Here is a 26754-nt window from a genome sequence, read left to right as displayed (position 1 = left end):
GTGAGACGCTGCGCTAGATGGAGGAGCGGGCCTTGTCGAGCAGCGAGGGCTGCTGGAGCACCTCGTGCTTTTCGCCGACGCGACGCTCCGGGCCCATATAGGCAGAGTTGGTGTTACGGCGCCGGTCCGGGCCGAAATAGGTCTTGGTCTTGATGAAGGGGCGGGGATTGGCAACCACGTTGAGGATGCGCTGGTAGAGTCCCTTGGCCGAGATCGGCTTGGCCAGGAATTCGGTGACGCCGGCATCGCGCGCGACCGTGACGCGGCGCTTCTCGGAATGGCCGGTCAGCATGATGATCGGCGCGTAGGGGTTGCCCTTGGATTCGGGCTGCCGGATCATTTGCGCGAGCTCGAGCCCGTCGAAGATCGGCATCGCCCAATCGGTGATGACGATGTCGGGCACGTAATGGCTGTACATTTCCAGCGCCGTGGCGCCATCCTCGGCCTCGTAGACTTCGCGTGCGCCGAACGAATGCAGCAGCGTCCGCAGGATGCGGCGCATGTGCGGATTGTCGTCGCAGACGAGGAAGCGCAGCTTGTTGAAGTCGATACGGAACATGACGCCCGGGCCAAAGCGGTCAACCTTCGTTAACCATATCGTGGCGGGGGTTAACGAAGGGTTGCGATCGGCCTTTTGAGAGGGGCGGGCCGGCGGCTCAGTAGCCGAACTGTTCGCGCAGGATCCGCTCTTCCAGGCTGTGGCCGGGGTCGAACAGCATGCGCATCGAGATGGTCTTGTCGGAGAGGACCTCGACACGGCGAACGTCGCGCACCTCGTCATGATCGGCGACCGCCGCCACGGGGCGCTTGTCGCCCTCGAGCACCTCGATCACGACATAGGCCGTGTTGGGCAGCAGCGCGCCGCGCCACCGGCGCGGGCGGAAGGCGCTGATCGGCGTCAGCGCGAGCAGCGCGGCGTTGATCGGCAGGATCGGCCCTTGGGCGGAGAGGTTGTAGGCGGTAGAGCCGGCCGGCGTCGCCACCATGATGCCGTCGGCGATCAGCTCGGCCATGCGCTCGCGCTCGTCGATCAGAATCCTTAAGCGTGCGGCCTGGTAGGTTTGCCGGAACAGTGCGACCTCGTTGATGGCGTGGTGCAGGTGGACGCGGTCGTTGACGTCGGTCGCGCGCATTAAGAGCGGATGGATTTCGGATTCATGCGCCGCCTCGAGCCGCGTGCGCAGATCGTGCGTCGAGTATTCGTTCATCAGGAAGCCGACCGTGCCGCGGTGCATGCCGTAGATCGGCTTTCCCGTGTGCATGTTCCGGTGCAGCGTCTGGAGCATCAAGCCGTCGCCGCCGAGCGCGACGACGACATCGGCTTCCCTGGGGTCGTAATTGCCATAATCCCGGGTGAGCTGGCCGAAGGCGGCCTGCGCCTCGCTGCTCGGGCTGGCGACGAAGGCGATCCGGTCGTATCGCGAGGGTTTGGTCATGGCTTCCCGGGCAGGTGCCGCTGGCTCGAGTAAGTTCCGCCGGGCTCGTCTATACGACCTGGGCCTGGATTGTCGAGGAGGACCGCCTTTCAAGGCAAACGGGGGATTGCCCCATCCCGATTCAGGACGAAACGGGAGCGCTTCGGGCCCGAAAGACCTCTCCATGCGCCGCCGAACCCATGATCCCCCAAACCGTCGCAATTCCTGGCTAATGATCGGTGCGCACCGGCCTTCAGAGCCGGGCACGGAGAACGATCATGGTATTGAGTTTGCCGGCGCTCCGCCACGCGATGCTGGTGATGGCGGTGTCGGCTTTCGCCTTCGCAGGATGGGCGCGCGCGGAGGATCCGCCGCAGCCGCGCTCCGAGACGACATCGCCGGCCGGACAGAAAGGCGGGCGTGGCGGTGGCGCGCAAAGCTCTGCGCCTGGTTCGCCGTCGGCGGCCGAGCTGCATCGTCTGCCGCCGGACTCCACCACGAAGCAGACGCTCGATCTGCCTGGCCGCACTCTCAACTTCGCCGCGACCGCCGGCTCGATCCGCGTGTTCGACGGCAAGGGCGACCCGCTGGCCGACATCGCCGTGACCTCCTATGAGCTCGACGGTGCCGATCGCGCGACGCGCCCCGTGACCTTCCTGTTCAACGGTGGGCCCGGCGCATCTTCGGCATGGCTCCAGTTCGGCGCCGCGGGGCCGTGGCGGCTGCCGCTCGATGGCGAAGCCCTGTCGCCGTCCGCCTCGCCCGAGGTGAAGCCGAACGCGGAGACATGGCTCGACTTCACCGATCTCGTCTTCATCGATCCCGTCAGCACCGGCTACAGCCGCTTCGTCGCCAGCGGCGAGGACGCGCGCAAGTCCTTCTATTCCGTCGACGGCGACGCCAATTCGATCGCGCTGGTGATCCGCCGCTGGCTCGAGAAGCACGACCGGCTGATCTCGCCGAAATACGTAGCAGGCGAAAGCTATGGCGGGATTCGCGGACCGAAGGTGGTGCGCCAGTTGCAGCTGCAGCATGGAGTCGGCGTCAGGGGATTGATCCTGGTCTCGCCGCTGTTCGACTTCCGCGAGTTCGCCGGCACGAGCTTGCTGCAATATGTCGCGACGCTGCCGAGCTATGTCGCGGTGGCGCGCGAAGCCAAGGCACCGGTCACGCGCGCCGATCTCGCCGACGTCGAGGCCTACGCGCGCGGCGAATTCCTGGCTGACCTCGTCAAGGGCGAGGCGGACAAGGAGGCGACCAACCGGCTGGCCGACAAAGTCGCCGAGCTCACCGGCATCGACCAGGCGGTGAGCCGCAGGCTCGCCGGCCGGCTCGACGTCGGTGAATTCCGCCGCGAGTTCGATCGCAAGAACGGCAAGGTGACGGGACGCTACGACGGCTCCGTGCGCGGCTTCGATCCCTACCCGGATTCCAGCAGCTCCCGCTTCGGCGACCCCTCGGGCGATGCACTCCAGGCGCCGCTGACGAGTGCCGCGGTCGACGTGTTGACACGCAAGCTCAACTGGCGGCCGGACGGCTCCTATGAAGTCCTGAACGGCAGCGTCGAGGGCCACTGGGATTTCGGCCGCGGCCTCAACCCGCCGCAATCGGTGTCGGAACTGCGCCAGATTCTCGCCACCGATGCAAAGCTGAACCTGCTGGTCGCGCACGGCCTGTTCGATCTCGCCACGCCCTATTTCGGATCGAAGCGCGTGCTCGACCAGTTACCGGCCTTCGTTACGCAACGCGTGAAATTCGTCGTCTATCCCGGCGGCCACATGTTTTATTCGCGCGACGGTTCGCGGCAGTCGATGCGCAGTGAGGTCGAGGCGCTTATCCGCGAGTAGGCCGCCGCTTGCGTGGCGGATACCGGCGCGCGATCTCGCGCGCCACGACGCTTGCAGGCTTGACGTTGGCACCGGCGATCCAGATGTCGCTCACCTTGCCGCGCTTGTCCCGGACGCGGCGGACCGGCTCGCCATGGCTGGAGTAACCGGCGGCCCAGGCGAGCTTGCCCCTGTCGCGGCCGGTGACCTCGATCTCGGCGGCATCCATGAATGGGTTGTTGAACTGCGGGTTGGCGACGAGCACGCGGTTGCCCGCCGGCACGAGATCTGTGGCTCCCCAGATCGTCCACCACCGGCCGGTCCAGTCGCGCACGCGCCGGTCGGGCGCGCCGCGTGTCTTGAACGCGCGCAGGATCTGCATCGAGCCGTCCATCCAGAATGGCGCCGCGCCGTCAATGGAATTGCTGAGGATGCTGATCGCGAGCTCGCAAGCGGGGATGGAGCAGGTCCGGGAGATGTAACCCTGGAAGCCGCCGCCATGGCCGAACCAGTCCCAGCCGTCGGTCTTGCCGGCGTTGACGCCTAACCCGTAATAGCCCTCGAAGCTCTGCGGGATGCGCCAGTGGTGTCGCGTCATCTCGCGGCGGCTCGCGACCGAGAGAACGCTCTTCTTCGCATTGGGCGCGAGCTGCGCGAAGAAACGGGCGGTATCGCCGGCGGTCGCGACGAAGCCCGCCGCGGACGCCATGGCGTGCGCGGGATTGTCGCCGGGGATTACGCAGCGCTCGCCGAGCGGCAGCTTTCGGGTATGGCCGCGCGCGAACGGCGTGCTCTTGGCAAGCGGCGCATCCGGTTCGGTCTCACGCAAGCCCACGGGTTCGACGATTTCGCGCTTGATCCAGACAGGGTAGGGCTCCTTGGTCACGGCTTCGATGACGAGGCCGATCAGGCCAAAGCCATGATTGGAATATTTGAAGCGGGTGCCGGGCTCGATTGCGGCCGGCAGCTTCAATTCCGCGAGCAGCTCCTTCGCATCGAGATAGGGCCGGCTATCGATGAACTGGCCTGAATCGGCGCCGTCACGCGTCAGTCCCGCGCTGTGCGAGAGCACCTGCGCGATCGTCGTCTCTGCCACGCGCGGATGCAGGCCGCCGACGTATTGACCGATCGGATCGTCGAGTCGGAGCTTGCGCTGCTCGCGCAGCTTCATGATGCCGGCGGAGGTGAAGCTCTTCGAGTGCGAGGCAATGCGGAAGCGGTGCCGCGGAGTGAGCTTCTCGCCGGTGTCGAGATTGGCAAGGCCGAATGCGTGCTCGGCGACGACCTCGCCGCGATGGGCAAAGGCGATGATGACGCCGGGCTGTTGGAATGTCCTCTGTTGGAATTCGATCCAGGAGCCGATGTAGTCGATCGCGGATCGCAGCCACGTATCCATTGCACACCAATTGCGAGGGATGCTGCGCAAGGCTAGCCGAGAAAGTGGAACGGGCACAACCCCAAGGTTGTGCGCGCTCGCTTCATTCAAATAGTGATGTCTTAGTAGACCAGCGTCGCGCCGGTAGGCCTGTCGAGCGCGGCGGCGAGCGAGCGATATTCGGAGCTGTCGGTGCCGGCGAGCGAGGCGATCTTGTTCAGGTGGTACTGCGCCTGTTCGCGGTTGCCCTGCTCGAGCTGCCAGAGGCCGTAATACTGCCAGGTGCGGACGTGGTTCGGATCGTCCTTCAGCGCCAGCTCGTAATAGGCCTTCGACGACTGGTAATCGCCGAGCTTGCGATAGGAGTAGCCGATCAGGTTCGCGACATCGGCAACGTCGTCGCGCTTGAGCGACTTCAGTTGGTCGATCGCGCCGTTGTAGTCGTGACGGTCGTAGATCGCAGTGTAGGCGGCGCGATAGGCCGCCACGAATTTGGGATCGCTGACGGATGAGCTCTTCTTCTTGCCTTTTTTGGTCGAAGTGTCCGACTTCGGCGGCGGCGAAGGTTCATCGCTGCCGGCGGCATAGGCGCTGGTCAGCGTCGGCCCGGCCGCCAGCGCCATCGAGACCAGTCCCGGCACCAGAAGCGTTGAGAGTCTGCGCATTGATGTTCTCCCGTATGAAACGTGGCGATCCTACACGATTGCCCGAAGACCGGAACACCCATGGGGCAAAAACATTCCCGCTTCGCACGATCTATTCGTCCCGGCGCAGATGACAAACTTGTCATCGAGATGAACGGGAGCCCGCAATGGGCTTCAGACTGGGTTCAGTGGCTGCTCTCTAGGCTCGGACTTACGATCGAAGGGGTGACGAGAGGGCGCCGCCTCAAGATCCTTCCCAGAGGAGACCAACCATGTTGAAGACCATTTCCGCAGCCTTGCTCGCAGCCTCCGTGATCGCAGCCCCGGCTTTCGCCGCCGAGGCGGGCAAGACCACCACGACCGCGCCGGTGATCAAGGCGGACCAGAGCCAGACCAAGGCGGCGGATACTGCGGTCAAATCGGATGCGGGCGTCAAGCCCGACACGAAGGCTTCCGACGTCAAGGCGAATGCCAAGGTGGACACCAAGTCGAACGCGATGAACGCCAACGCCGCCGCCACGCCCGACGAGCACAAGTCCGTGCGCAAGCATCGCCATCACCACAAGCAGGTCACGGCCAAGGAATCGCTGAAGGCGCAGCCGGACGTGACCAAGCCGGCGACATCGGACAAGCGCAACTGACCACTGATCCCGCGCGGCGGCATCCCTGGCATTGCCCCGCCGCCGCGTGCGGAGTTCAGGCCCGGTCCGTTCGCCATGCCTCGTGCGAAAGCCCGAGGTGTCGGCGGCGGACCGGCGCGCCGTTTGCGCCGCTGCAAGCGAATTCCCTTTGTGCAAGCTTAGATCATGCAGGCTTGGGTTCGTGGAAGCTTGGGGCTAGAACACCTCCGAGTCTGATCGAGCGGAGAGCGGTGCCTGTGGGGCGATTGGCGAGATATGCAGTGATCATGGCGTTGCCGTTGGCGCTTGCGGCATGCTTCGGCAGCGACGGTGACCGTCCAACGCTGATGGGCGGGACCCAGGCCGGAGGGCCGCAGCCGTTTCCCGACAACTTCCGCAGCGACACGCTGGCCTTGATGCGCAGCTATCTGAACAACCCGGTCGGGGTGCGCGACGCCAGCATGGCCGATCCGGTGCTGCGCGAAGTTGGCGGGCGCCAGTTCTACGTGAGCTGCCTGCATTTCACCCCGCGCGAGACCGATGGCAGCTACAAGGGCATGCGCGAGCGCCGTGATTTTCGTCAACGGGCGGAGCGACCGCGTTATCGATCGGACGAGCGAGCTCTGTGCCGGTGCGGTTTACGCACCCTTTCCGGAACTGGAAAAGATGACGCGGTAGCGCAAAGCCCGCCTTCATCGCCTCATGATAGGACAGACCGCGCCGGAGCCGCTGGATCACATCTTGGCGAGCTTTGAACGGGCGGTTTCGTCTCGCGACAAATCGTTACGGCTCGCCCTGCGCCGACGACGAGAACGGCCGGCGCAAGGGACGTGACGGAACAAAATCGCGTTGTTGCCAACCCGTCACAGTAACGAACGATCAACGTTCCGGCATCGCCGCGAAGCAACCAAATTCACGCCACGTTGTTTGCTGAGGGTCGAATTTGAGAGAACGGGGATGATCATGAAAACGATTTTGCTCGGTGCAGTCGCGCTGCTGGCGCTGGCCGCGCCAGCCGCTGCAGCCGACATGCAGCCGCGCCCTTACACCAAGGCACCGGCCTATACGCCGCCACAGGTGATCTACAACTGGACAGGTTTCTACATCGGCGGCCATGTCGGCGGCGCCTTTGCCGGTGACAATGGCTTCCAGTCGAGCGATGCCCGCTTCCTCGGCGGCGTGCAGGGCGGCTTCGACTACCAGTTCGCGCCCAATTGGGTGGTGGGTATCGAGGCCCAGTATTCCTGGCTGCCGACCAACAACAACGGCGTCACGTTCCCGCTGGGCACGCAGGTGACGTCCAACACCGACCAGCTCGGGTCGGTGACCGGTCGCATCGGCTACACCTGGGGACCGACGCTGCTCTACGCCAAGGGCGGTTATGCCTGGCGCAATAACGGCCTTGGCGTGAACATCGCCGGGGTGCCGCAGGCCTTCACCACCACCGGCAACAGCAAGGACGGCTACACCGTCGGCGCCGGCCTCGAATACATGTTCGCGCCGAGCTGGTCGGCCAAGGCCGAGTATCAGTATTACAACTTTGGCAGCACCACCTTCACCTCCGGCCCAGCCGATATCGTCGGCGTCCGCGGCCGGGAGGATGAACATACCGTCAAGGTCGGCGTGAACTACCGGTTCGGCTGGGGCGGTCCGTCGGCGTCGCGCTACTGACCTCTGCCAACGACGCGATCTGACAAGGCCGGCTTTCCCGCCGGCCTTTCGTTTGCCCGCCTCTTGCTCGCCGGCCTGTTGTTCGCTTTGCGTCAACCATCTGGCGCATCGCTTGCAAGCAAACGTTCCGGCGCGCGTCTTCTCACGCGCGTCATGGCCGCGGGGTAAAGCAAAAATAATTTTTGCCGCTTACGGAACTCGCGCTCCGGAACGCGTTATATGAGAATTGCCGGGCTGGTGGGACGACGAACATGCGTATCTTGGTGTCGGCAGGGGTGCTCGCGTGCGTCATCTGCTTGCCGTGCTCTGCACAGACAATCCTTAAATCCGAGCCTCTGATGCTGGCGCCCTACGAGGTGGCCTTCGTCAAGGACGCTTCCTGTCCGTCGGGCAAGGTGCTGAAGGTCACCGGCGCGATCCGCGGGCTGCATCGCCGGAAGGCCTGCGTGGCCCTGGCGGGCGAGCAGGCGTCTCTCGCGACCGCGACGCCCTGAGCCTTCGCTCAGGTTTCCCGCCCCGGAGCTCCGGACCTCAAGTGTTCAGCTCAAGCTCCATCCTCGACTGCTGCTCGGCCTCAGCTTTGTTCTTGGCGGGGTCCTCGCCCTGGGCTGCCTGGCAGGGCGCGATCTCGTAGTCATTGTCGAGCACCCGGCGCGGTCCCGGCCGCTCGTCGTCCGCGGTCACGTCCACGACGAGACCACTTCGCTGCGCGAGTTTCCAGACGTCGGACTCGCTCGGATAGGCCTTGCTGATCTGGGCGTCGTTGCAGAACAGGGCGTAGGGCATTCTTCCCGCTCCAGGAAAGCCCGTTAACGACTTTGCGCGGAACGGGTTCCGGCCGGCTGGTCGATCACGGCGCCGTGATCGGGCAGTTCGTGTCCTGAGTCGTAAACGAGTCCTGAATCCGTAAAAAAAGAATCCCTGGGACTCTCCGGCTGGAATCAGCGGATGTTTTCGGCCATGACGAGCGACCTGAAAACCTCCTGCGGGCACATGCTCCTGCCCCTGACGTTGGCGCTGTTTGGCGCCTGCGCGGCCAATCTCTGGCTGGTGTGGTCCTGGCTGTAAGCCCCGATTGGAGCGCCGTACTCCTCGCGCTCGCGCGCGAACCGCTCCTGATGCTTGCGGAAATTGGCGATCCGGGCCTGCATCTCGCTGCGAAAATCGCCGCTTGTCCGTGCCGGCGGGAGCTTGACGAACTGAGCCTGCGGAGCGGGCTGGAGCGGTCCGATCTCGACCGGGGCGGTCTCGACGGTCGCCGCCGGCGAATCCGACAGCGCGGCCGGCTGAAGGAAATCATCCTTTTTGCCCGTCACCGATTGAACGAAGGCCAGTGTCTGCGCGATCAGTGCGTCGCGTTCCCTGATCCACTTCATGATCCACCTCTGCCGCGCTCCATTCCAGCAAAGCGGCCGCGCCGAATCAAGGTCGTTTGAAAGGGATTGCATATTTTTCCCGATCGCCCGACATTGGTCGGATGAATGACGAAGACGAACGGGTGGACGAAGCGGAGGGCTTAAGGCTCGTCCGCGCGTTCCTGTCGCTGCCGCCCGACAAGCGGGCGGAGGTGATCGCGTTCGTCGAGGAATTGGCGCGGGCCCATGGCCGGCCCGAGAAGGGCACGGAGGCATCGCCGACGTGATGGTTATCGCTGGCGCGGATTGACGTTGGGCTCGAAGGGTGCGCCGACCACCCGAACCGGTGTCGGAGCGGTGGCGTCGATTGCCATCCGCTCGGCCACCTGCTTTGCAGGAGTCGGTGCTGGCGCCGGTTCGAACAGCGCAACTGTGCCGGCCACGACGCCACAGCACAGCGTCACGCTCGCCAGCAAAAATATGTTTCGATTTTCTTCCCTGATCCGCATGGGTCGAGAACGAGCGACGCACGGCTTTGGTTCCGACCCCCATCGGATCAGCGTCTCCGACTCTGCCCAACGCTAACGATCAGATCGGATGGCACGCTGCGATTCCGGAGGCTCGAATCGCCTGTACACTGGGCTTCCGACTTGCCTAGAGGCTCACCCGATGACCGCCCACCGTCCTCCCGTGCTCGCCCACCAACGTTTCCTCGCCGACCGCGAGAATTTCGCGGACCTCGATCTCGCCGCCCGGTTCGAACGCATCGAGCGGACCAACCTTTGGGGCGCGCCAACTTCCGTCTCCGGCCTCGGCTCTGAGGACCCAGCGACCGCCGCGATCCGAGAGGGGCTTCCTCCACTGCTGCAACGCCTCGGTGCCCGCTCGCTGCTCGACGCGCCCTGCGGCGATGCCGGCTGGATCAGCCGCATGACGCTCGATGTCGATTACACCGGCATCGACATCGTGCCGTCGCTGATCGAGGCCAACCGCCGGCGTGTGGCAGGCGGGTCGTCGGGCCGGTTTCTCGTTGCCGACATCACGCGCGATGCACTGCCGCGTGCGGATGTCATTCTCTGCCGGGACTGTCTGGTGCATCTGAGCTTTGCGAATATCGATCGCGCCCTCGCGCAATTTCAGATGAGCGGCGCGCGCTTCCTGCTCGCCACCACCTTTCCGGAATGGGAGGCAAATCGCGATTGCGAGGATGGCGACTGGCGGGCGCTGAACATGGAGAAGCCGCCGTTCGACTGGCCGGCGCCGCACGCGCTGATCAGCGAGCGTTGCGAGGAGGGCGGTGGCGGCTGGCGCGACAAGAGCCTCGGGCTCTGGCAGCTGGATCAATTGCCTGATCGTGTCTGCCTTGCCACGGAGGAGCGTTTTCGATGATTGATGCCAGATGCAGTTGTGGCGCGCTTGCGCTGTCGCTTCCGGGGCCGTCGCGTCTCGTCGTTGCCTGTCACTGCACCGACTGCCAGCGCCGAACCGGCGCGCCGTTCGGCGTCGGCGCCTTCTATCCAGCTGACGCCGTCACGTTCTCAGGGACGCCGAAGGAGTTCGTCCGCGCTGCCGCAAGCGGTGGCAAGGTCCGCAGCTATTTCTGCACCGACTGCGGTTCGACGGTCTATTGGAAAGCCGACAATCTACCCGCGATGATCGCCGTTGCCGTCGGTGCGATCGCGGACCCGAACTACCCCGCTCCCGTCAGATCGGTGTTCGAGCAGGCGAAGCATGTGTGGGTGAAGATCGCTGACGCCGAGCACTTCCAGCAAAGCAGCGCGCCGAAGAATTCGAGGTGAGAGCCGTGCGGCAAAAGCTGGTGCCGGCTGAGGGGATGATTATTTGTATCTATCCTATTGAATTCACTAACGTAATTCTCTGTTGCCGGCTCGGCGTACCAACTTTGCTACCAACAAATCGCGAAGGTTAGCGAAGTCTTTTTCGGGGAAAACGGTCGCAGCGCGGGCCCGCGCAGCTCAAGGGGGTGTAAGAGGGACAGGTCAGTTCACCTTCGCTAGAAGGCGGGTCGGAACGGACGGCACTCCGCGCGCTCACGCACAGACCGTGATGGACGTTTCTATGGCTCGTAGACCTTCCCCCCCAGCTCTCCCCAATCTCAACGCCCAGCAAATCCGGAACGGCATCGAACGTCTCCGGAAGAGAATTTCCGAGTTGGAGGCCTTCGAGACGACAGCAGTGAAAGAGCGTTGGGCCCCAGAGACGAACGCAATGGGGGCCGCCATAGCAGACACGCTCGACACCGTTTTCGGTCCCAACTCACCGCGTCGACATCGCTTTGACGGCGCGACAAGCCTGGATCACGGTCCCCTGGTGCTGGGTGGCGGCGACGATCCGCTGTACCAAGTCCACGAATGGCTTGAGGACGGAAAAGCGAACTCACTGTCAATGTTGCGGCTTGCCGTCCGCTCGCTTGAAGAGGATCTGATCGAGCTCGTCGGCGACGAAGCGCCCGCTGCAACACGATCTGATGGGGCAGCGGCGACTTCAAGTGATGAGGTCTTCATCGTGCACGGCCGGGATACGCCAGCCAAACATGAAGTTGAGCTTCTTCTTGATCGCGCGGGGCTGAAACCGATTGTTCTGCACCGTCAGCCCAACGAAGGTCGCACGATCATAGAAAAATTTGAAGATCACGGAGGAGCGGCAGGGTTCGCCGTAGTTGTCCTGACGCCGGATGACATCGGTGGCCTTGATGAGAATAATCTTCGTCCTCGCGCACGGCAGAACGTCATCGGAGAGATGTTCTGGTTTGCCGGTCGACTAGGCCGCAAGCGGGTCTGCGCCCTAAAGAAGGGCGATATCGAGATGCCTTCGGACTTCGCTGGTATCGGATACACAGACATGGACGATCGCGGTGCTTGGAAGGCGGAGCTCCTTCGCGAGCTCAAGGCCGCGGGATACGAAAACCTTGATTGGGGCAAAGCTCTGGCCTGAACCTGTACAGACTGCCGCCGCGTGTCCGAGCACGCGCCCCGCAAATGTCGCGATCCTTGACGGGCTTGGAGACAGGCCTCTCAGAGAGAGCACACGGTGAAGCAAATGGACAAGCCCGCGAAGCTCAACGAGCCTTGCTACTGTGGCAGCGGCAAAAGGTACAAGCACTGTCACTTCTTACGAGCTCGAAGTGTCGAGGCTGATCCGCTCGGCTGGGCCGATGTCTCACTTGCGCGAAGGAACCGGATACTTATCAGTGCCGCTGAGGACATCTTCGGCTTCCGCAAGGGTCGCACGTGGCAAGAGTTCAAGAGTAAGATCGCGGATGAAGAGATCCGCGAATTCTTCAAAGTGCACGGATCGATGTGGGGGCCGGAGACTAATTGGGTGGGCATCATGCCCAAGCCAGGCGATGGCAAGCTGCGCGGTCTCTATCTCGGCGACGTGCGACCCGAATTGATCCTGCGCAACCTTCTTCGATTTAGTCTCTACAACGACCAGATTTTGGTAATCGATCCGTTCCCTAACGCACGCAACATCAAACCGAAGTACAATCCGATTGATAATCCGCACCAGTACAAAGCGGAGATGATCAAGCTGATCTACTTCCTGTTTCAGATCAAACCGTGGATCGAGAACGAACTCGTGCAACTGATCCCCGACCCGGGCGATATCGACCGTGAACTAAAATGGGACACCGTCGAACTGGCCCAATCGCGACGGGCTGGTCTGGTGATTGATGAAGCGGATCTTGCAGAGGTGCAGGATCTCGGACAGCAGGATCTCGGCCGCTTCCTTTCAGCAATGGACGACCAATCGCTGTTGGGGATGGTCAAAAAATCCGGACAATCCCTAAGCGGCGAGCAGGAGCGGAAATTTCTCGACTACATGCGGAGACAACTTCGCGAAGACCCGCTCGCACTCAATCAGCCTGTAGGACGCCGAGGTCAGTTGACGATGATGCGCGGCGGCACCAACATAGAGACTGCGCTGCTGATCTCGAACGTAACAGGTGCATTTCCCTACACTAGCATGAGAACGCGATGGCAAGAGATCATGTCGGTGAGCGAAGAGTTGAGCGAGACCGCAAGAATTTGGAGCCCCCTGGCCAAAACCTTTCACAGTCTCGACTTCAAATTCTTGAACAACGTCGATGTCGAGTTTGCAAAGATGGTACGGGAAGATGGCCGGCTCGAAGGTTTTAGAGGCTTTCTTCGATCGGTAGGTAAGGGCGCCACTGAAATTTCAAGTCTCAGTTCGCAGGACAATTTCGTTCGAGACACGAAGGACGCGCTGATCGGTGAGCACCAAAAAGCGACGGCCGAATGGGATAAAATACAGAACGACTTCGCGGGCTGGGCGGGAGCTGGTCTAGCTGGCGCTTTTCTCGGCGGCCATATCATTCCGGATGTCGCCGCGCTTTCGGCGGGTGTTGTCGCAACCCTCGGGCAGCTCTTTCGGCGACATCTCAAGCGAGCTCACTTCCGCAAAACTAATCCCCTGTCGGTTTTCATCGATCTCTCCGAGAAGGAGCCCAAAGGGAAGGTGCTTGTATGATGCGTCCCCTTCGGTCCGCAAAAAAGGGGTCCGCGAGCTGGTCGAGCGTGCCAAGGAGCTTGACTATGGTTTCCCGTTGGGGTTGCGACATACAAAATGTAGCGGGATAAGATGGGCGTTGGGGGGAAGTTATTGACACCGGACCAATTCATAACGAAGTGGCGAAACGCCGAACTCACTGAGCGTGCCGCCGCACAGTCTCACTTCATCGATTTGTGCCGCCTTATCGACGAGCCGGCGCCAAGCGACGCCGACCCAAAGGGTGAGTGGTACGCCTTCGAGAAGGGCGCAACGAAAACGACCGGCGGCGAAGGCTGGGCCGACGTCTGGAAGCAAGGTCATTTTGGCTGGGAGTATAAGGGCAAGCGCAAGGACCTAAACGCCGCCTTTGCGCAGCTCCAACAGTACGCGCTCGCTTTGGAAAACCCACCGCTCTTGGTCGTGTCCGACATGGACCAATTTCGTATCCACACGAATTGGACCAACAGCGTCTCCAAGAAATACGATTTCAAGCTTGAGGACCTTCGCGATGCGAAGGTCCGCGAGCAATTGAAGTGGGTATTCACTGATCCGGAGCGACTGCGGCCCGGAAAGACGCGACAGGCGCTCACTGAGGAAGCGGCCGCGGAGTTCGCGAAACTCGCGCAACGGCTTCGCGATCGAGGTCATGATGCGGAGACTGTTGCCCACTTCGTAAACCGGCTGGTGTTCTGTATGTTCGCTGAAGACGTCGATCTTCTGCCGAACAAGATGTTCAAGCGCATGCTTGAGCATTCGGCTACTGCGCCAGAGCAATTTCGAGAACTTGCGAGCGATTTGTTCAAAGCCATGCAATCCGGCGGCCGCGTTGGGTTCGAGCAGGTCGCCTGGTTCAACGGCGGACTATTCAATGATGATACCGCGCTGCCCCTCGACGCCGAGGACTTGGAAATCGCGCTAGCCGCAGCTCGATTGGATTGGGCGGAAATCGACCCCTCGATCCTAGGAACCTTGTTCGAACGCGGTCTCGATCCCGGTAAACGGTCCCAGCTTGGTGCACACTACACCGACCGCGAGAAGATCGTGAGGATCGTTGAGCCGGTCATAACGCAGCCATGGTTAAAGGAGTGGGAGAGCACCAAAACACAAATATCCAAGGCAATGGCCGATGTAGCGGAAGCGCAGCAGAGAACGCCAAGCAAGCAATCGGAGGCCAGAAAGGTATTTGCCTCAGCCCGTCGTGCCGAGGAGGCCGCAAGAAGGTCTGCGGTCCGTCTGTTCACAGAGTTCTTGGAGCGGCTTCGAAGTTTCCGGGTCCTTGATCCGGCCTGTGGATCGGGAAACTTTCTCTATCTCGCTCTCCTAACCCTTAAGGACGTGGAGCATCGCGCGAACATTGAGGCCGAATTGCTCGGACTTACTAGGCGGGCGCCCGCAGTTGGGCCAGAAGCAGTTCTCGGCATTGAAATCAACCCCTACGCCGCTGAACTGGCAAGAGTTTCCGTTTGGATTGGCGAGCTGCAATGGATGCGACGTAATGGGTTCGGTGTTTCCGATCGGCCCATACTGAAGCCGCTTCACAACATAGAATGCCGCGACGCAGTTCTTAATGCCGATGGCACTGAGGCAGTTTGGCCTGATGCGAATGTTATTGTGGGCAACCCCCCGTTTCTCGGGGACCGGCAACACAAACTCATTCTTGGCGACGACTACACCGATCGATTGCGCTTGGCCTATCAAGGTCGCGTCGCCGGCCGTGCCGATTTGGTGGTCTATTGGGTTCAAAAAGCAACCGAACTGCTGTTGAACGATAGAATTCAATCGTTTGGTCTAGTCGCGACGAAGTCGATTGCCAAAGGCGCAAGCAGGCGGCCTTTGGATTTGCTCTCAGTTCGAGGTCGCATGATCTTTGATGCTTGGACGAACGAACCGTGGGTCGTTGATGGCGCCGCTGTTCGGGTAAGCATTGTATGTGCGGCTTCGCCCGAAACTAACGAACGACTTCGCCCCGCGTTGATGCTGAACGGCGCGCCCGTGGCAAACATCAATCCTGACTTAAGTTCCGGGATCGATGTCACGCGTGCGCTCAAGTTGCAGGCAAACCGCGGCGTGGCATTTCAGGGAGTGAAGCTAACCGGTCCGTTTGACTTTGACGGTGCGGAGGCCAGAAGCTTGCTGGCACTCCCGACCAATCCGAATGGGCGGTCAAACTCAGACGTGGTCGCTAGATTATACGATATCGACGATATCGTCGGGCGCGATAGCGACAGGTGGTGCGTAGACTTTGGCACCAGCTTCACAGAACGAGAGGCCGCTCTGTACGAAGCGCCCTTCGCGATTATCCAGAATAGGGTCGTGCCATTTAGAAGCGATCCTAAAAAGTGTAGAAGTGACGAAGAACGTCTCAAAAGTCGGTATTGGGAATTTCAACGTCCTCGACCCGAAATGCGACGCGCGCTGACCGGCAAACGGCGCTTTCTGGTAACCCCGGAGAGTTCTGAACACCGTATCTTTGCCTTCGTACCCAACACAGTGCGCATTCAAGGGAGCCTGTTTGCGATCACCCGCGATGACGATTTGATCTTCGGAATTTTGTCTTCGCGAATTCACGAGGTGTGGGCGACCGCACAGGGCAACCGCCTAGGGCAGGGCAATCAGCGCCGATACAACATCGGCGTCACGTTTGAGACGTTTCCATTTCCGGCCGGCCTAACGCCCGATCTCTCCGTGGAAGCTCAGACGGAGAGCCCTTTTGCTCCGGCGATCATAGAGGCGGCCGCCCGGTTGAACGAACTTCGAGCAAGATGGCTAAACCCGCCCGACCTAGTCAGGATCGCGCCGGAGGTTGCTCCCGGCTTTCCCGACCGCATCATTCCGATAAACGAAGCCGCCTCAGATACGCTAAGAAGGCGGACGCTGACTGATCTTTACAACGAGATGCCCGCTTGGCTTGCAAATGCGCACGATGACCTCAATCGAGCCGTAGCCGCGGCGTATGGTTTACCGGTTGAAGCCTCGGATGAAGAGATCCTGGCGCGCCTGCTTGAAATGAACCTAGCTGAAGGAGAGCCTACTGAGCAGTTTGCCGTGGTTCAGGAGTTGTCAGTCGAATGATCGTAAACGTGTTTTCGTTCTGCCTCCTCGAAGAATTTGCTGGAGGCTAACGTCTAAGAATGCGTCCATTAGTACGTATTGCGTCGTTTGCGGCGACGCTCTTGATGTTCGATACTTCGACCGGTCAGGCTGGCGAACGCTCAGCCGACAGGCCAGAATGCAAGGAGATAACCGCGCGCATCATCGAGCGGACAAATACGAAATTCGATCACTTCTCGCCTTCCGGCGGCAGCGTCTTCTTCAAAGGGCCAGACATGGTTCTGATCTGTGACCCCAAATTCGTGACCTATGTCTCACTGAACTGGGACACGAACGGCTTTCCTTCCAAAGAGTGGTTTAGTCTAGTCGCGAAGGCGGGCAGTGCAGTCACAGGCGCTGATCTGAAGCAATTGGAGCTTGCGGCCCGTCGATGTTATAGAAGCGCGCTGAAGGATCCGGACGAACAAGCGAGCGCCACGTTTTCAGGCGCAACTGTTGAATGTCAGGCGTTCACCCGAGATGGAGGCGGCGTAGTCATCGACGTTACGACGCCTCACCGAAAAAGGTGAGGCTAGAGCTGCCGGTTTGGATCGACGGCACCAGAAATCTCGGACCAATCCCAATGTGAATGGACCGTAAATGACTGCCGCTCGTGTGTTTTCCTCGCGCCGAGGGCATGAAAAGTTTGGCTTAGTGACTGCGCCAGCCACCACACAAGCGTACCTGGATCAGTAGGTCGGCCGGAAGTCCGCGGCTCTACTCCTGATCTTCCTCCGGAACGAGCGCCCACACTTGACGCAGCGGCAGCTCTGCTCTCAGCTCTTCAGGAAGCCGATCGTACACTTCTAAGAGAGCCTCAATGATTTCAGCGCGTCCCCACAGACGAACGCGGAAATAGAGCTGGCTTTTTCGAGCTTCCACCGCTGAAGTGAAGCCGGACCAGCAGACCAGCAACCCGTAATCTGCTTGCGTATCTTGAATTGATCCGATGAGGGCTTGAAGCGTCGGCTGATCAGCTGTGCCTGATTTCACTTGGACGATAATTCGAGGCGGATCGAAACCGAGTGGGCCACGACCGGCGACAATGTCTATGCCCCGGTCCGGCCCCGGAGGCGATACGCTCGCTAGGTAACCCTGCGCCTTCAGAATTTCCGCCACCAACCTGGTCAGGTCGTGTCCTGCGAAGTGACTGGCGATATATTTCTCGATTTGATCGCGACCAATTTCCGCGAGGTCAACATCTTCGACTTCTGTGTCGCTACTCTCGCCAGCTGGAACAGATCTAATCGGCAGAGCAGCTCCCTCAAATCCAGGATCCTTTCCGGCTCTTAGCGTGGCTTCCACGCGGTTCAGCGCATCGTTGCGGCTGATCTCGCAAACGGTCATTGCCGCCCCGAAGCTGTAGAGAAGATCCTGCCGGAAAATGGACCGTGGCAGACCTTCCTTCAACCACTTCACGGCGCGCGCAGGCTGGCCGGATTTGTCCACGTAAGGGCCCACGATTTCCCCAACAGCAATTTCGCGTTTGGTTTTGAACGGCACGATTACAAGATCGCCCGTCTTCATGGTGTTGCAAAACTGATTGAGCTGAGCAGCGAAATTGCGGAGCGCGTTTGCCTTGCTATCGGGGAATGCGCGCTTCAAACTTTCAAAAACCGCGTCCCGGTCTGTTGCTTGGCCCAGATCCCCCGTCTTGAAGCCGAGCAGCAGTTCATTGGCGTTGAGCGCATGAGCTTCCTGCTCTCCGTGCCTACCAAGGCGTACGAGCCATAGCCGTTTCATCGTCAGCTCCGATACAACGCACTCGCATTGGAAGGTGTCCAACGCGATTGAGCAAACCCGGTCGGGTGGGGACCTTCCTTGCCCGTCGGAAGCGAGGGCAAACTGTCGACACGTCATCCGCCCGGCTACCATTAGTAGCAAAGGCGGACATAATCGTTAACAAGATGGGCTGTGTGCTCCTTTTTCTGAACATTGGCACGAGGCGGGTGCTGTGCGGAGCGGTCCAAACAGTCGAGATGTTGGCTCGACGAAATGGAGATGATTGGGGGCAGAATGTCAGGGTGTGGCTGGCGCAAACCAATGCCGGGTCTGGCTGCTCGATCCCCAGACACGTCCGGTCGTTATCACACCAATGTCACCGAACCGTCAGAACACGTTCGCGACCTGCTCGAGCAGTTCTTCCCACTGGCCGGGCTCGTAGGCGATCAGCTTGACGTCGCCCGCCTTCGACCATCGAATTTCGAGGACCCTGCGGCCGAGATGCCTGACTTGTAGTCGCGAAAACTCATCGAGCCGCGTCGGTCTAAATGGGACGAGGAGCGAACCGGACAGCCCTCGCTGCGCAAATTCGCGAAGCTGCTTCTGCTCGCCTTCGACGGTTATGTTGCCGACGAGCTGCTCGAACCTCAGCACATCGAACGCCAGCCGCGCGAGCTCTTTCGCTCGCTTCAATCTGGCTTGGCAGTCGCTCGCTCTCATGCGCGGGTTGTCATCGATGAGGAGCGGCGGCTCAACGCCGCCGCTCCTGGTTTGCTTGATCTCCTTTTTGCATGTGCCTTTATTCCGAACCGTACTTCCGTTTCAGCGGTCCGTTGCCGGCGGGAACGACAAACTTCCACGCGTTCGGGAGATCGGCGCTACGCTCATCTAGGAAGATAAGCACTTGCCGGAGCAGCTTCATCACGCGCCGCTCTGACGCCAGTCGGATTTGAGGTGCATCGCCGCCTCGAACAACAACGTCCATCTCGGACAGAGCGCACTCGATTTGAAATCTCACTCCTGTGATGCTTTGCGGTCGAAGATGATCGGCGCAGAGCGCCAAGTGGACTAGCTTGTCCTGGATTTTGTCTTGCCGGGTGGAGCAGCGGCCACGGTCGAGGTCGAACCACTGCTTCGCGAGCAACTCATACTTTTGAGCGAGGGTAAGCACCGGACAGTTCTCTTGCATATCGTTTCTCCTCTCGTGCTGGTGCGCTGTTGATCACGAGATAAGCGTGACGGCGCTGCCTGTAGTTGCCAAGCGTAGAGTTGCAAGGATCGGAATTCTACAATCTGTAGTGAAATCGTAGTGAAAGCCGAAAAGAGCCTTTGATCTCAGTCGCGAGCCAGCACTCTACGAAACGTAGTCGAGCACGCTACGTTTTGTGCTAAGGGCGATTTTGATCGAGGGCCGCTGCCGCGGCGGCGAAGCGGAGATTACGTTGCTTGCTTGATCTGCTCGTCAACGAGCGCGAGCAGCTCGGCTGGTGCGGCGCGCAGCGACAGCGCGCCCTTCCACCGGATGAACGGGAGCGGCCGGGGGTTGGCGAGAATGAATGCGAAGTGCTCTGGCGCGTACCAGGGGCTCGGGTGTGGCCGGACGCATTCAACGATATCGACCATGCCGATGACGCCACCGAGCTGCTGCTCGCACGCGAGACGCACGCCGAAGCGCCTCTCGATCTCGTCCGGCCGGATCGCATCCGGACGCAGGCTAGCATGGATCAGAACCGGACCGCGATAGGTGGTGCCCCAGCTGCGATTTTCGACGTCCTTGAGCTCGATAGCCCCGGTCTGGACGTTCTGGCCACCCACGACGATTAACGACGCCCAGGGCTGTCGGATGCTGATGATCTTCATTGCAAGAGTAGACTATCGACTGACCTCGCGAAGCCAACGGAAAAACCATCCTTCCAACAGGAATATCCGCAACTGTGCAGCGTGCTCGTCACTGCTTACTCGCTTTACTGAGGAGCTGGGAGCGCGCGCTCCGCGCTCGCTACACCGCTTTTGAGCTTTCCCGAAGCGCTCGCGAGATGATCCGGCCGCGCAGGTAGTCGGTATTTCACTCAAATCGAGTACTGGGACGCGCGGATGCCGCTAATAGTTGTCGACAACAGTACAGCGGACGGACCGACTGCAATTGGGAGCGTCAGGCGTCTGGGCTTCTTTTTTCCGCTCGGCAATGAAGACTTTTTCGTTGAATTTCCGGTGCAGCACTTCTGGGAGCAGGCCAGCCGCCGTTCTATCCACAGATCTACAAGACCCATAATCGGGCAGAATAGCGCGGCTGGATGACAGGAGCGGCGAACGTCAGATGCGCATTTTGTCCGTTTGCTACGCGAATTCACGCGATCTTACAGGCGATTAGAACAAGCTTTTGCACATGATCCGCATCCGTTCAGGCGGCCGAACCTCGAGCATATCAGAGAAGAGACGAGAGTACGGCAGCGTCGCTGTGAAGATGACACAGGGCATCGGGCCCAACTCAAACTTGAAGACCATGGAACACATGATGATCGTGGCCGTTGCGACCATTGCATTTGCGGCCCCTGCGGCCATTACGGCGTTGTTGTATGGCGTTCCTATTCACAACGTCGTCTACGGGCTGGTCGCAGGCGCTTATCTTCTTCTCATGGTGGCACCACACGACGTCCCGCAAGCACACAGCCTTCCGGAACAACCCGCGTCTTTGTCGGAAAGTCGAAATTTGGACCATTCGGAGCAGCGCTTGCAAAGAGGCGACCCAAACCAAACGCATTCCGTGGCATCCTTGCGGATCAAACGATCGAAGCAGTTTCGATCAGATGCACGTACGGGCCGTCTCAACGCATCAGCCAGGCGGCACAAGCGCACCAAATCAACCGACCGACTTATGATCGAAAGAAAGGCCCATCAGCCTTAGAGGTGGCCAGTCGAAGGCCTAGGGTCATCCGCAAAAGCGATGCGGCATCCTGGGGAGCCGACGTCGGCGACCTTCAGGTAGCGTAGCGCTCTGCGAGGATCTCGTCCGATGTGCACCCGCGCCCGCTTAGACGTTTTAGTGTCGGTGCCAAGGGGGCAGCATCGTCAAGAACTGTAGTCGCTATCCCGCTCAAAGGCCTTTCGACTGGGCGGTATCCAAGCAAGTCGCGTCGATCGCGAGCCTGATTTCTTCCAAACGAGCCAAGCGTATCCTGTCGCCGTTGACGCCTTGCGGTCCAGTCGCCCCTTAACCATCGGAACGCGCTCCGTGTATTGAGCGCAGATTGCCGGGGGCGTCTTCTCGAACAAATTGCGGTACCGGCCGACGCTCTCAATGAAGACGGTCCGAACTAGGACGGCGACGCCCTGTCTGGCAACAACGAGCGAGCGGTGAACGAAGTCCTCCGCCAACCTGAACGGCGGGTTCGTGATCACCCAATCGACGGCGTTCGCCTCGTAAGGGACGTCGAGATAATTCCTCACTGTCCCATAGCCGTACTTGTAAGCGTCGGAAGCGCGCACCTCGCCGAATTCTTCCTTGAGCACCTTGGCCATGTGACCGGCGCCGCACGCCGGTTCAAGGCAGCTTTGGTTCTTGAAAGGACCAAACTGAGCCAGGACGTGCTTCATAAAGCCGCGCGTAGCCCAGGGAGGTGTCGGAAAATCGTCGCGGCTGTCCGCCGCCTCGGTACGCTGCGCCATTACGGCGTGCGATCGGTTCTGCATCCCGTTCCCCATCCCTCGGCTAGATTCGGTCTAGCAGATCATACAGTTGCTGTTTGAAATAGACATTGGCTTCTTCCACGAGATCGTAGACCGGAAAGCCGAAGTGATCGTTAAGCTCGGGGCCCGTCAACGAATACGGCTTCGGGATGGAGCGACGCCCATAGTAGAAGACAATTCGCGCCTCCGCCTTCTCGGCGTTGAGATTGAATGTTTCCCCATAGCTCTTCAGCAGCATTTGGGTGACGGCCAGGTCCCGCCTAATTGATCGAATCTTACCCGCGTCGAACTTTCCAAAACCCCTCTTGACCTCGTATGCACGAAGGGTCTGGTCTGCACTGTCAAACACCATCATGTCTATTTGACAGAGTGCGGAGGCTTTCACCATAAGGCAATAGGGCCGCGTCCGCTTGTTGGCCGATAATCTGGTCGGCTGCGCGTGATACGCGGAAGCTGTCTTCTCGCCAAACTTTATGGCGATTGCTCTCGCGGAGGCTTTCCAACATCGCGCGTTCCAGGATTGTGCCGTGGCGCTTGTAAGCCGAGCTGATGATGCTGGTCTGACGCGAATACTTTTCGCCCGCAATGGGATCGGTTTCAAAGCAGGCGGACGCCAATGTGGTGATCGTCTGGTCGACGATCGGCTTCACGCGATCAAGAAAGCTCATGAAAATCGGCCGTAGGTTCTGAAAGGCCCACAACCTTACATTAGCAACGAGCATCGGCTCGCGATCGATGAAGAAATGGTTAACGACTCTCCTCTGCGCCAGTGGCCGCTCGATAGCTGTACGCTACGGTTACATTCCGAAGTGGCGACACCTCTCATTGAGGTTCGCTGCGTGGTGCGGAGCGGACTAGATTTGCTTACTCTGAGTTCTTCGCATTTTGACCCACAGCGGGCATCGTCGACAAGGTCAGAGAAACTGCCATGCACCATGGCATCGGACCCCATTTCGCAACCCGCAAATCCATGCTGTAATCATGTTCTTCGTGAGCAACGGGCAGCGCAGCCCTAAGCCTCGGAGAAAACAATGCGACGACGCAATTTCCAACAACGGGGTTAGGAGATGCGACAATGAAAAAAAGCACGCTGATCAGTCTCAGTATTTCGGTATCGATCGCCGTTTTGGCGGCTGGTGTCGCAATTTCCGCGCAGGACAAATACACTGTGCAAGTACCGAATGGACTCGGGTTCTCTGAGTTTAGCGGATACGAGAACTGGCCAGTGATCGCGATAAGTCAGAGCGGAGGCAAGATCGCGGTGATCGTGGGAAATCCGGTAATAATCGCCGCTTTTAAGGAAGGCGTGCCCGGCAATGGCAAGCCTTTCCCAGACGGCGCCAAGATGGCGAAAATTCATTGGAACCCGAAAATTCAAGAGACGTATCCCGGTCAGCCAACGGTGCCAGGTGCCCAGACAGACGCTGGCTTCATGGTGAAGGACAGCAAGAGGTTCGCGGACAGCGGCGGATGGGGATGGGCCGAGTTCAACTATGACGCGGCGTCCGATACGTTTAAGCCCGCCACTGCAGCGGACAATCCGCCGCAGGAAAACGACGCGAAGTGCGGGTTAGCGTGCCACACGGTGGTGCAGAACCGCGACTACGTATTCACGGAGTACGGAAAGAGGTGAGTATCGGTGGTTGACGGACGGTCGTAACGACTGTGCCGAACAATGGTGGACGTCCGCATCTGGCCCGTGGCTGACCTCATCCCAGAGCGCGGCGATGTCCGCTTCCGAGAGATGACCCGACCAAAGGCATGCTGGCTGCCGAGGGGAGCCTTTGACCCGAAGCGGAAGCGGACGGGTTAGTAGGTCTTACAGTTGCGGTGACGGTCACGCCTATTTTGGCTAAATTTGATGGTAAGCCACCTTAAGAGCATCCCTCTTGGATGATCAACAAAGGAGCGTACACGATGTGCTCCAGGATCACCGACGACGTAATCGACTCGCTGCAGCACTGCCGGTTGAAGGCGTATTTTCAACTGATAGGTGAGCAAGGCAACCTGTCGGAGTACGAGAAGCTGCTGATCGAGCAGCGGTCCGCCCAGCAGCCCAAGACAATCGAAAAGATTCGGCGCGACTACGGCGAAACCGAGGTTACGATCGACCTTAAGCTGTCGCTGTCCGATCTTCGCAAGGGCGATGCATTTATCCTCGGTGCTTGTCTTGAGGACGATCGCTATTCTGTTCACTTCGATGCGGTCCATAAGATTGGTGGTCCTTCGGCACTCGGAGGATTTCGGTATGAGCCGGTGCTGTTTTGCGCGGCGCCTCGGGTTCGCGCTCCCGATCGCCGGCAACTCGCCACACGCGCCGTTCTTCTGGGGAGGATTCAGGGATCACTTCCCAGTGGAGGATCCGTTTATCTTGGGCGAGACAGCGTGAGGACAAGCATTCGGTTCGGATCGACCCTCACGAGGGCGGAAAATATCCTCCGAGATGCCGAGCGCCTGCAGTGCAGCGAAACCCCGCCGAAGCTACTGTTGAATGATCACTGCCGTATCTGCGCGTTCCGCGATCGTTGCCGTGAACAAGCCATCCGGGAAGACAATCTGAGCCTTCTGCGCGGTATCGGGGAAAAGACGATCAAAAGATACGCTCGCAGAGGCATTTTAACACTAACCCAGCTCGCGCACACTTTTCGGCCCCGGCGGAGCGGCAAACGCCCCGACACCCCACTCACTCGACGGGACCATGCATTGCATGCACTCGCCATTCGCGACCAGACAATCTACGTGCTGGGCGCACCTACACTTCCGACCGCGACAGTGCGTATCTACATTGATATGGAAGGTGATCTCGAAAACGGATTCATATACCTGATCGGACTCCTTGTTTGCGAAGGCGAACGCGTCGAGCGCTATTCATTCTGGGCTGATAACGAGAAAGGGGAATATGACATTTTCGCGCGATTTCTTGACGTCGTAGCGCAATACGAGGCTCCTTGCCTCTACTCTTACGGCAACTACGAACGAACCGTCATCACGCGTATGCGACGCCGGGCCCGGCGCAAGAAACGGATCGACTCAATTTTGTCCGCACTCACCAACGTCCTCACGATCATCTATCCGCACTTCTACTTTCCTACCTACTCAAATGGCCTCAAAGAGGTGGGAGGCTGCCTCGGCTGTCGCTGGTCCGAACCTGACGCGTCGGGCGTCGCCAGTGTCGTTTGGCGCAAGAGCTGGGAAAAGACTGGTGACGCATCGTGGAAGGCGAGGCTGATCCAATACAATCTCGAAGATTGCGAAGCGCTGCGCAAAGTTTGCGTCTTTCTAAATGAGGCGCCGAATTTCAACTCCAATAACCGACCCGACGAAGCGCCACGCGTGGCATCCGTGGCGCAGCTCGACAAGCTGGCACGCACGGTCACTTGGTCCAAATTCGTACATGCCGACTTCGACTTCGTGAATAAGCGGGCTTATTTCGACTACCAGCAACGCCACGTATTCGTGCGAGCGAAACCTGCCCGGCGGAAGCGGAACCGCAATGGGGATCCCCGGCGCGGGCAAAATCGGGACCTACGGGTTACCCACCGGATGGAAATCACGGCGACCCGCTGCCCCGTCTGCAGCAGCAAGCGAATCGTGCCACTCGACCCGAAGCAGCGGCCGAAGGGCCTACAAAGGAGGCGCAAGCGGGCCATAGATCTCGTCATCACGCCGGGCGCGATCCGTCGGAAGGTCGTAGAGTTCAGGACTGTTGCCTATCGTTGCGAGGGTTGCGGAAAATCCTTCGCGCCCGAGCGCTACGACCGCCTAATGCGGTACTTTCATGGCTTAATGAGCTGGTTTGCGTACCAGCACATCACCCATAGGCTCGGGGTCAGGTCCCTGGCCGCGCTGTTCTATGAGACCTTCGGCATCCGTGTGAACTTCTGGGAGTTCAGTGACTTCCGGTATCTGCTCGTCCAAAAGTATCGTAAGACCTACAACATGCTTCTTGCCCAATTGATCTCAGGGCCGGTGCTGCACATCGACGAAACCGAGATCAAGCTGAAGGACGGCAGCGGGTATGTCTGGGTGTTCGCCAGCACCTCAGCCACAATCTACATCTTCCGACCGTCGCGCGAGGGGGATTTCTTGCGGCCAATGCTCAAGAACTTTAAAGGAGTCCTGGTTTCTGACTTCTATTCGGTTTACGATTCACTTCCCTGTATGCATCAGCGTTGCCTAATTCATCTGATGCGCGACATGAACCGGGCTATTCTCGACAATCCGTTCGACCAGGAGCTTCAATCCATTACAGAGCCTTTCGGCGCATTGTTGCGCTCAATCGTCTCCTCGATCGATGAGCACGGTCTCAAGCGGCGTCATCTGAGACCTCACGCAAAGTCAGTGGATGGATTTTTCGATACACTTGCAGAGAGGATTTACGAATCCAACGCCTCTAAAAGCTTGCAGGAACGACTGCTCCGAAATCGCCAGCGCCTGTTCACTTTCCTGCAGCATGATGGAGTCTCGTGGAACAACAACTTGGCCGAAAATGCTATCAAGCGCGTCAGCGACTACCGGGAGAATGTCCGACGAAGCGTGAAAGAAGCCGGCCTGACCGAGTATTTGGTACTGCTGAGCCTGTATCAAACCTGCCGCCTCAAAAACGTGAGTTTCCTGAAATTTCTGTTGTCGCAAGAACGCGATATTGATGCGTTCACAGCGGGCAAACGTCGTCGCCGACGCAAGCCGCGCGTTGAGACTTACCCAAAGGGCCATCTACCGCCTTCGATGCTTTCACTTCGCCGGTCAACGACAGCGCGGACGGACGCGACTTTGGAAGCTGTTTGACTGCTCTTGGCCCTTCGCGTCGGTTCGG

The 26754-nt window shown here is 59.8% G+C and carries 28 protein-coding genes and 1 pseudogene; 15 read left to right on the top strand and 14 right to left on the bottom strand.

Annotated elements, in window-relative coordinates; genetic code table 11:
* Nucleotides 1–13 precede the first annotated feature (13 nt).
* Nucleotides 14–559, bottom strand: coding sequence for a response regulator (locus IVB01_RS14065; RefSeq protein ID WP_008549760.1), 546 nt, complete (start codon nucleotides 557–559; stop codon nucleotides 14–16).
* Nucleotides 560–656: 97 nt separating this feature from the next.
* The gene (locus tag IVB01_RS14060; protein ID WP_247280885.1) at nucleotides 657–1436 is read right to left on the bottom strand and encodes an NAD kinase; all 780 of its coding nucleotides are present in this window, start codon (nucleotides 1434–1436) and stop codon (nucleotides 657–659) included.
* A gap of 257 nt (nucleotides 1437–1693) precedes the next feature.
* Between IVB01_RS14060 and IVB01_RS14055 the strand changes: the two genes are divergently transcribed.
* Nucleotides 1694–3262: a peptidase S10 gene (locus IVB01_RS14055; RefSeq protein WP_247280886.1), complete on the top strand. Its 1569-nt coding sequence runs from the start codon at nucleotides 1694–1696 to the stop codon at nucleotides 3260–3262.
* Here the strand turns inward: IVB01_RS14055 and IVB01_RS14050 are convergent.
* Both IVB01_RS14050 and IVB01_RS14045 read right to left on the bottom strand, forming a co-directional pair.
* Nucleotides 3249–4637: a serine hydrolase domain-containing protein gene (locus tag IVB01_RS14050; RefSeq protein WP_247280887.1), complete on the bottom strand. Its 1389-nt coding sequence runs from the start codon at nucleotides 4635–4637 to the stop codon at nucleotides 3249–3251. The genes IVB01_RS14055 and IVB01_RS14050 overlap by 14 nt on opposite strands.
* 101 nt (nucleotides 4638–4738) lie before the next feature.
* A complete protein-coding gene (locus tag IVB01_RS14045) occupies nucleotides 4739–5281 on the bottom strand; it encodes a tetratricopeptide repeat protein (RefSeq protein WP_247280888.1) in 543 nt (180 codons plus the stop codon).
* Nucleotides 5282–5532: 251 nt separating this feature from the next.
* Between IVB01_RS14045 and IVB01_RS14040 the strand changes: the two genes are divergently transcribed.
* The 4 genes and pseudogenes from IVB01_RS14040 to IVB01_RS35690 all read left to right on the top strand — a co-directional run bounded on the left by IVB01_RS14040 (nucleotide 5533) and on the right by IVB01_RS35690 (nucleotide 8045).
* The gene (locus tag IVB01_RS14040; protein WP_247280889.1) at nucleotides 5533–5901 is read left to right on the top strand and encodes a hypothetical protein; all 369 of its coding nucleotides are present in this window, start codon (nucleotides 5533–5535) and stop codon (nucleotides 5899–5901) included.
* A gap of 236 nt (nucleotides 5902–6137) precedes the next feature.
* Nucleotides 6138–6558: pseudogene (locus tag IVB01_RS14035) on the top strand (hypothetical protein).
* 285 nt (nucleotides 6559–6843) lie between these two features.
* Nucleotides 6844–7551 carry an outer membrane protein gene (locus IVB01_RS14030; protein WP_247280890.1) on the top strand — a complete coding sequence of 236 codons (708 nt, stop codon included), beginning with the start codon at nucleotides 6844–6846 and terminating at the stop codon, nucleotides 7549–7551.
* 251 nt (nucleotides 7552–7802) lie between these two features.
* On the top strand, nucleotides 7803–8045 hold the full coding sequence (locus IVB01_RS35690) for a hypothetical protein (RefSeq protein ID WP_346015482.1): 243 nt from the start codon (nucleotides 7803–7805) through the stop codon (nucleotides 8043–8045).
* A gap of 37 nt (nucleotides 8046–8082) precedes the next feature.
* Here the strand turns inward: IVB01_RS35690 and IVB01_RS14020 are convergent, their stop codons facing one another.
* Together IVB01_RS14020 and IVB01_RS14015 are read right to left on the bottom strand one after the other, a co-directional pair.
* Nucleotides 8083–8337, bottom strand: a complete 255-nt coding sequence (locus IVB01_RS14020) for a hypothetical protein (RefSeq protein ID WP_247280891.1) — start codon at nucleotides 8335–8337, stop codon at nucleotides 8083–8085.
* 155 nt (nucleotides 8338–8492) lie between these two features.
* Nucleotides 8493–8927 (bottom strand): hypothetical protein, encoded by a 435-nt coding sequence (locus tag IVB01_RS14015; RefSeq protein ID WP_346659334.1) that lies wholly within the window; start codon nucleotides 8925–8927, stop codon nucleotides 8493–8495.
* A gap of 101 nt (nucleotides 8928–9028) precedes the next feature.
* Between IVB01_RS14015 and IVB01_RS14010 the strand changes: the two genes are divergently transcribed.
* Nucleotides 9029–9193 carry a hypothetical protein gene (locus IVB01_RS14010; protein ID WP_247280893.1) on the top strand — a complete coding sequence of 55 codons (165 nt, stop codon included), beginning with the start codon at nucleotides 9029–9031 and terminating at the stop codon, nucleotides 9191–9193.
* A gap of 3 nt (nucleotides 9194–9196) precedes the next feature.
* On the opposite strand, the gene IVB01_RS14005 is transcribed toward IVB01_RS14010, so the two are convergent.
* On the bottom strand, nucleotides 9197–9415 hold the full coding sequence (locus IVB01_RS14005; RefSeq protein WP_247280894.1) for a hypothetical protein: 219 nt from the start codon (nucleotides 9413–9415) through the stop codon (nucleotides 9197–9199).
* 160 nt (nucleotides 9416–9575) lie between these two features.
* Here IVB01_RS14005 and IVB01_RS14000 point away from each other — a divergent pair, with 160 nt between their 5' ends.
* The 6 genes from IVB01_RS14000 (at nucleotide 9576) to IVB01_RS13975 (ending at nucleotide 17059) form a co-directional block, all read left to right on the top strand.
* The gene (locus IVB01_RS14000) at nucleotides 9576–10295 is read left to right on the top strand and encodes a class I SAM-dependent methyltransferase (RefSeq protein ID WP_247280895.1); all 720 of its coding nucleotides are present in this window, start codon (nucleotides 9576–9578) and stop codon (nucleotides 10293–10295) included.
* Nucleotides 10292–10705 (top strand): GFA family protein, encoded by a 414-nt coding sequence (locus IVB01_RS13995; RefSeq protein ID WP_247280896.1) that lies wholly within the window; start codon nucleotides 10292–10294, stop codon nucleotides 10703–10705. Before IVB01_RS14000 ends, IVB01_RS13995 begins: the two co-directional genes overlap by 4 nt.
* Before the next feature lie 373 nt (nucleotides 10706–11078).
* A complete protein-coding gene (locus tag IVB01_RS13990; protein WP_247494605.1) occupies nucleotides 11079–11861 on the top strand; it encodes a nucleotide-binding protein in 783 nt (260 codons plus the stop codon).
* A 105-nt stretch (nucleotides 11862–11966) separates the two neighbouring features.
* On the top strand, nucleotides 11967–13418 hold the full coding sequence (locus IVB01_RS13985) for an SEC-C metal-binding domain-containing protein (RefSeq protein ID WP_247494604.1): 1452 nt from the start codon (nucleotides 11967–11969) through the stop codon (nucleotides 13416–13418).
* Between the two features lie 132 nt (nucleotides 13419–13550).
* Nucleotides 13551–16511, top strand: coding sequence for a DNA methyltransferase (locus IVB01_RS13980; RefSeq protein ID WP_247494603.1), 2961 nt, complete (start codon nucleotides 13551–13553; stop codon nucleotides 16509–16511).
* 104 nt (nucleotides 16512–16615) lie between these two features.
* Nucleotides 16616–17059, top strand: coding sequence for a hypothetical protein (locus IVB01_RS13975; protein WP_247473322.1), 444 nt, complete (start codon nucleotides 16616–16618; stop codon nucleotides 17057–17059).
* 187 nt (nucleotides 17060–17246) lie between these two features.
* Here IVB01_RS13975 and IVB01_RS13970 read toward each other — a convergent pair whose 3' ends face one another.
* The 4 genes from IVB01_RS13970 to IVB01_RS13955 form a co-directional block, all read right to left on the bottom strand.
* The gene (locus tag IVB01_RS13970) at nucleotides 17247–18272 is read right to left on the bottom strand and encodes a restriction endonuclease (protein WP_247494602.1); all 1026 of its coding nucleotides are present in this window, start codon (nucleotides 18270–18272) and stop codon (nucleotides 17247–17249) included.
* Between the two features lie 366 nt (nucleotides 18273–18638).
* Nucleotides 18639–18944 carry a hypothetical protein gene (locus IVB01_RS13965; RefSeq protein WP_247473326.1) on the bottom strand — a complete coding sequence of 102 codons (306 nt, stop codon included), beginning with the start codon at nucleotides 18942–18944 and terminating at the stop codon, nucleotides 18639–18641.
* Nucleotides 18945–19050: 106 nt separating this feature from the next.
* Nucleotides 19051–19440, bottom strand: a complete 390-nt coding sequence (locus IVB01_RS13960) for a hypothetical protein (RefSeq protein WP_247473328.1) — start codon at nucleotides 19438–19440, stop codon at nucleotides 19051–19053.
* Nucleotides 19441–19688: 248 nt separating this feature from the next.
* Nucleotides 19689–20111 carry an ASCH domain-containing protein gene (locus tag IVB01_RS13955; protein WP_247494601.1) on the bottom strand — a complete coding sequence of 141 codons (423 nt, stop codon included), beginning with the start codon at nucleotides 20109–20111 and terminating at the stop codon, nucleotides 19689–19691.
* A 526-nt stretch (nucleotides 20112–20637) separates the two neighbouring features.
* Here IVB01_RS13955 and IVB01_RS13950 point away from each other — a divergent pair.
* Nucleotides 20638–21156 carry a hypothetical protein gene (locus IVB01_RS13950; protein ID WP_247473334.1) on the top strand — a complete coding sequence of 173 codons (519 nt, stop codon included), beginning with the start codon at nucleotides 20638–20640 and terminating at the stop codon, nucleotides 21154–21156.
* Nucleotides 21157–21320: 164 nt separating this feature from the next.
* Here IVB01_RS13950 and IVB01_RS13945 read toward each other — a convergent pair whose 3' ends face one another.
* Genes IVB01_RS13945 through IVB01_RS13935 form a run of 3 tightly spaced genes read right to left on the bottom strand, consistent with a single transcriptional unit; the run spans nucleotide 21321 to nucleotide 22606 of the window.
* Nucleotides 21321–21941 (bottom strand): SAM-dependent methyltransferase, encoded by a 621-nt coding sequence (locus tag IVB01_RS13945; protein ID WP_247473335.1) that lies wholly within the window; start codon nucleotides 21939–21941, stop codon nucleotides 21321–21323.
* Between the two features lie 19 nt (nucleotides 21942–21960).
* A complete protein-coding gene (locus IVB01_RS13940; protein ID WP_247473337.1) occupies nucleotides 21961–22293 on the bottom strand; it encodes a hypothetical protein in 333 nt (110 codons plus the stop codon).
* Nucleotides 22280–22606, bottom strand: a complete 327-nt coding sequence (locus IVB01_RS13935) for a hypothetical protein (protein ID WP_247494600.1) — start codon at nucleotides 22604–22606, stop codon at nucleotides 22280–22282. Before IVB01_RS13935 ends, IVB01_RS13940 begins: the two co-directional genes overlap by 14 nt.
* Nucleotides 22607–23013: 407 nt before the next feature.
* On the opposite strand from IVB01_RS13935, the gene IVB01_RS13930 reads away from it, so the two are divergent.
* On the top strand, nucleotides 23014–23571 hold the full coding sequence (locus IVB01_RS13930) for a cytochrome P460 family protein (RefSeq protein ID WP_247473341.1): 558 nt from the start codon (nucleotides 23014–23016) through the stop codon (nucleotides 23569–23571).
* Between the two features lie 260 nt (nucleotides 23572–23831).
* Nucleotides 23832–26726 (top strand): TM0106 family RecB-like putative nuclease, encoded by a 2895-nt coding sequence (locus tag IVB01_RS13925; RefSeq protein WP_247473316.1) that lies wholly within the window; start codon nucleotides 23832–23834, stop codon nucleotides 26724–26726.
* The last annotated feature ends 28 nt before the right edge of the window (nucleotides 26727–26754 follow it).

The sequence above is a fragment of the Bradyrhizobium sp. 164 genome (assembly GCF_023073715.1).
In the GTDB taxonomy this organism is placed as follows: Bacteria; Pseudomonadota; Alphaproteobacteria; order Rhizobiales; family Xanthobacteraceae; genus Bradyrhizobium.
Note: the sequence above shows the minus strand (reverse complement) of the source record. Positions and strands in the feature narration are given on the sequence as shown.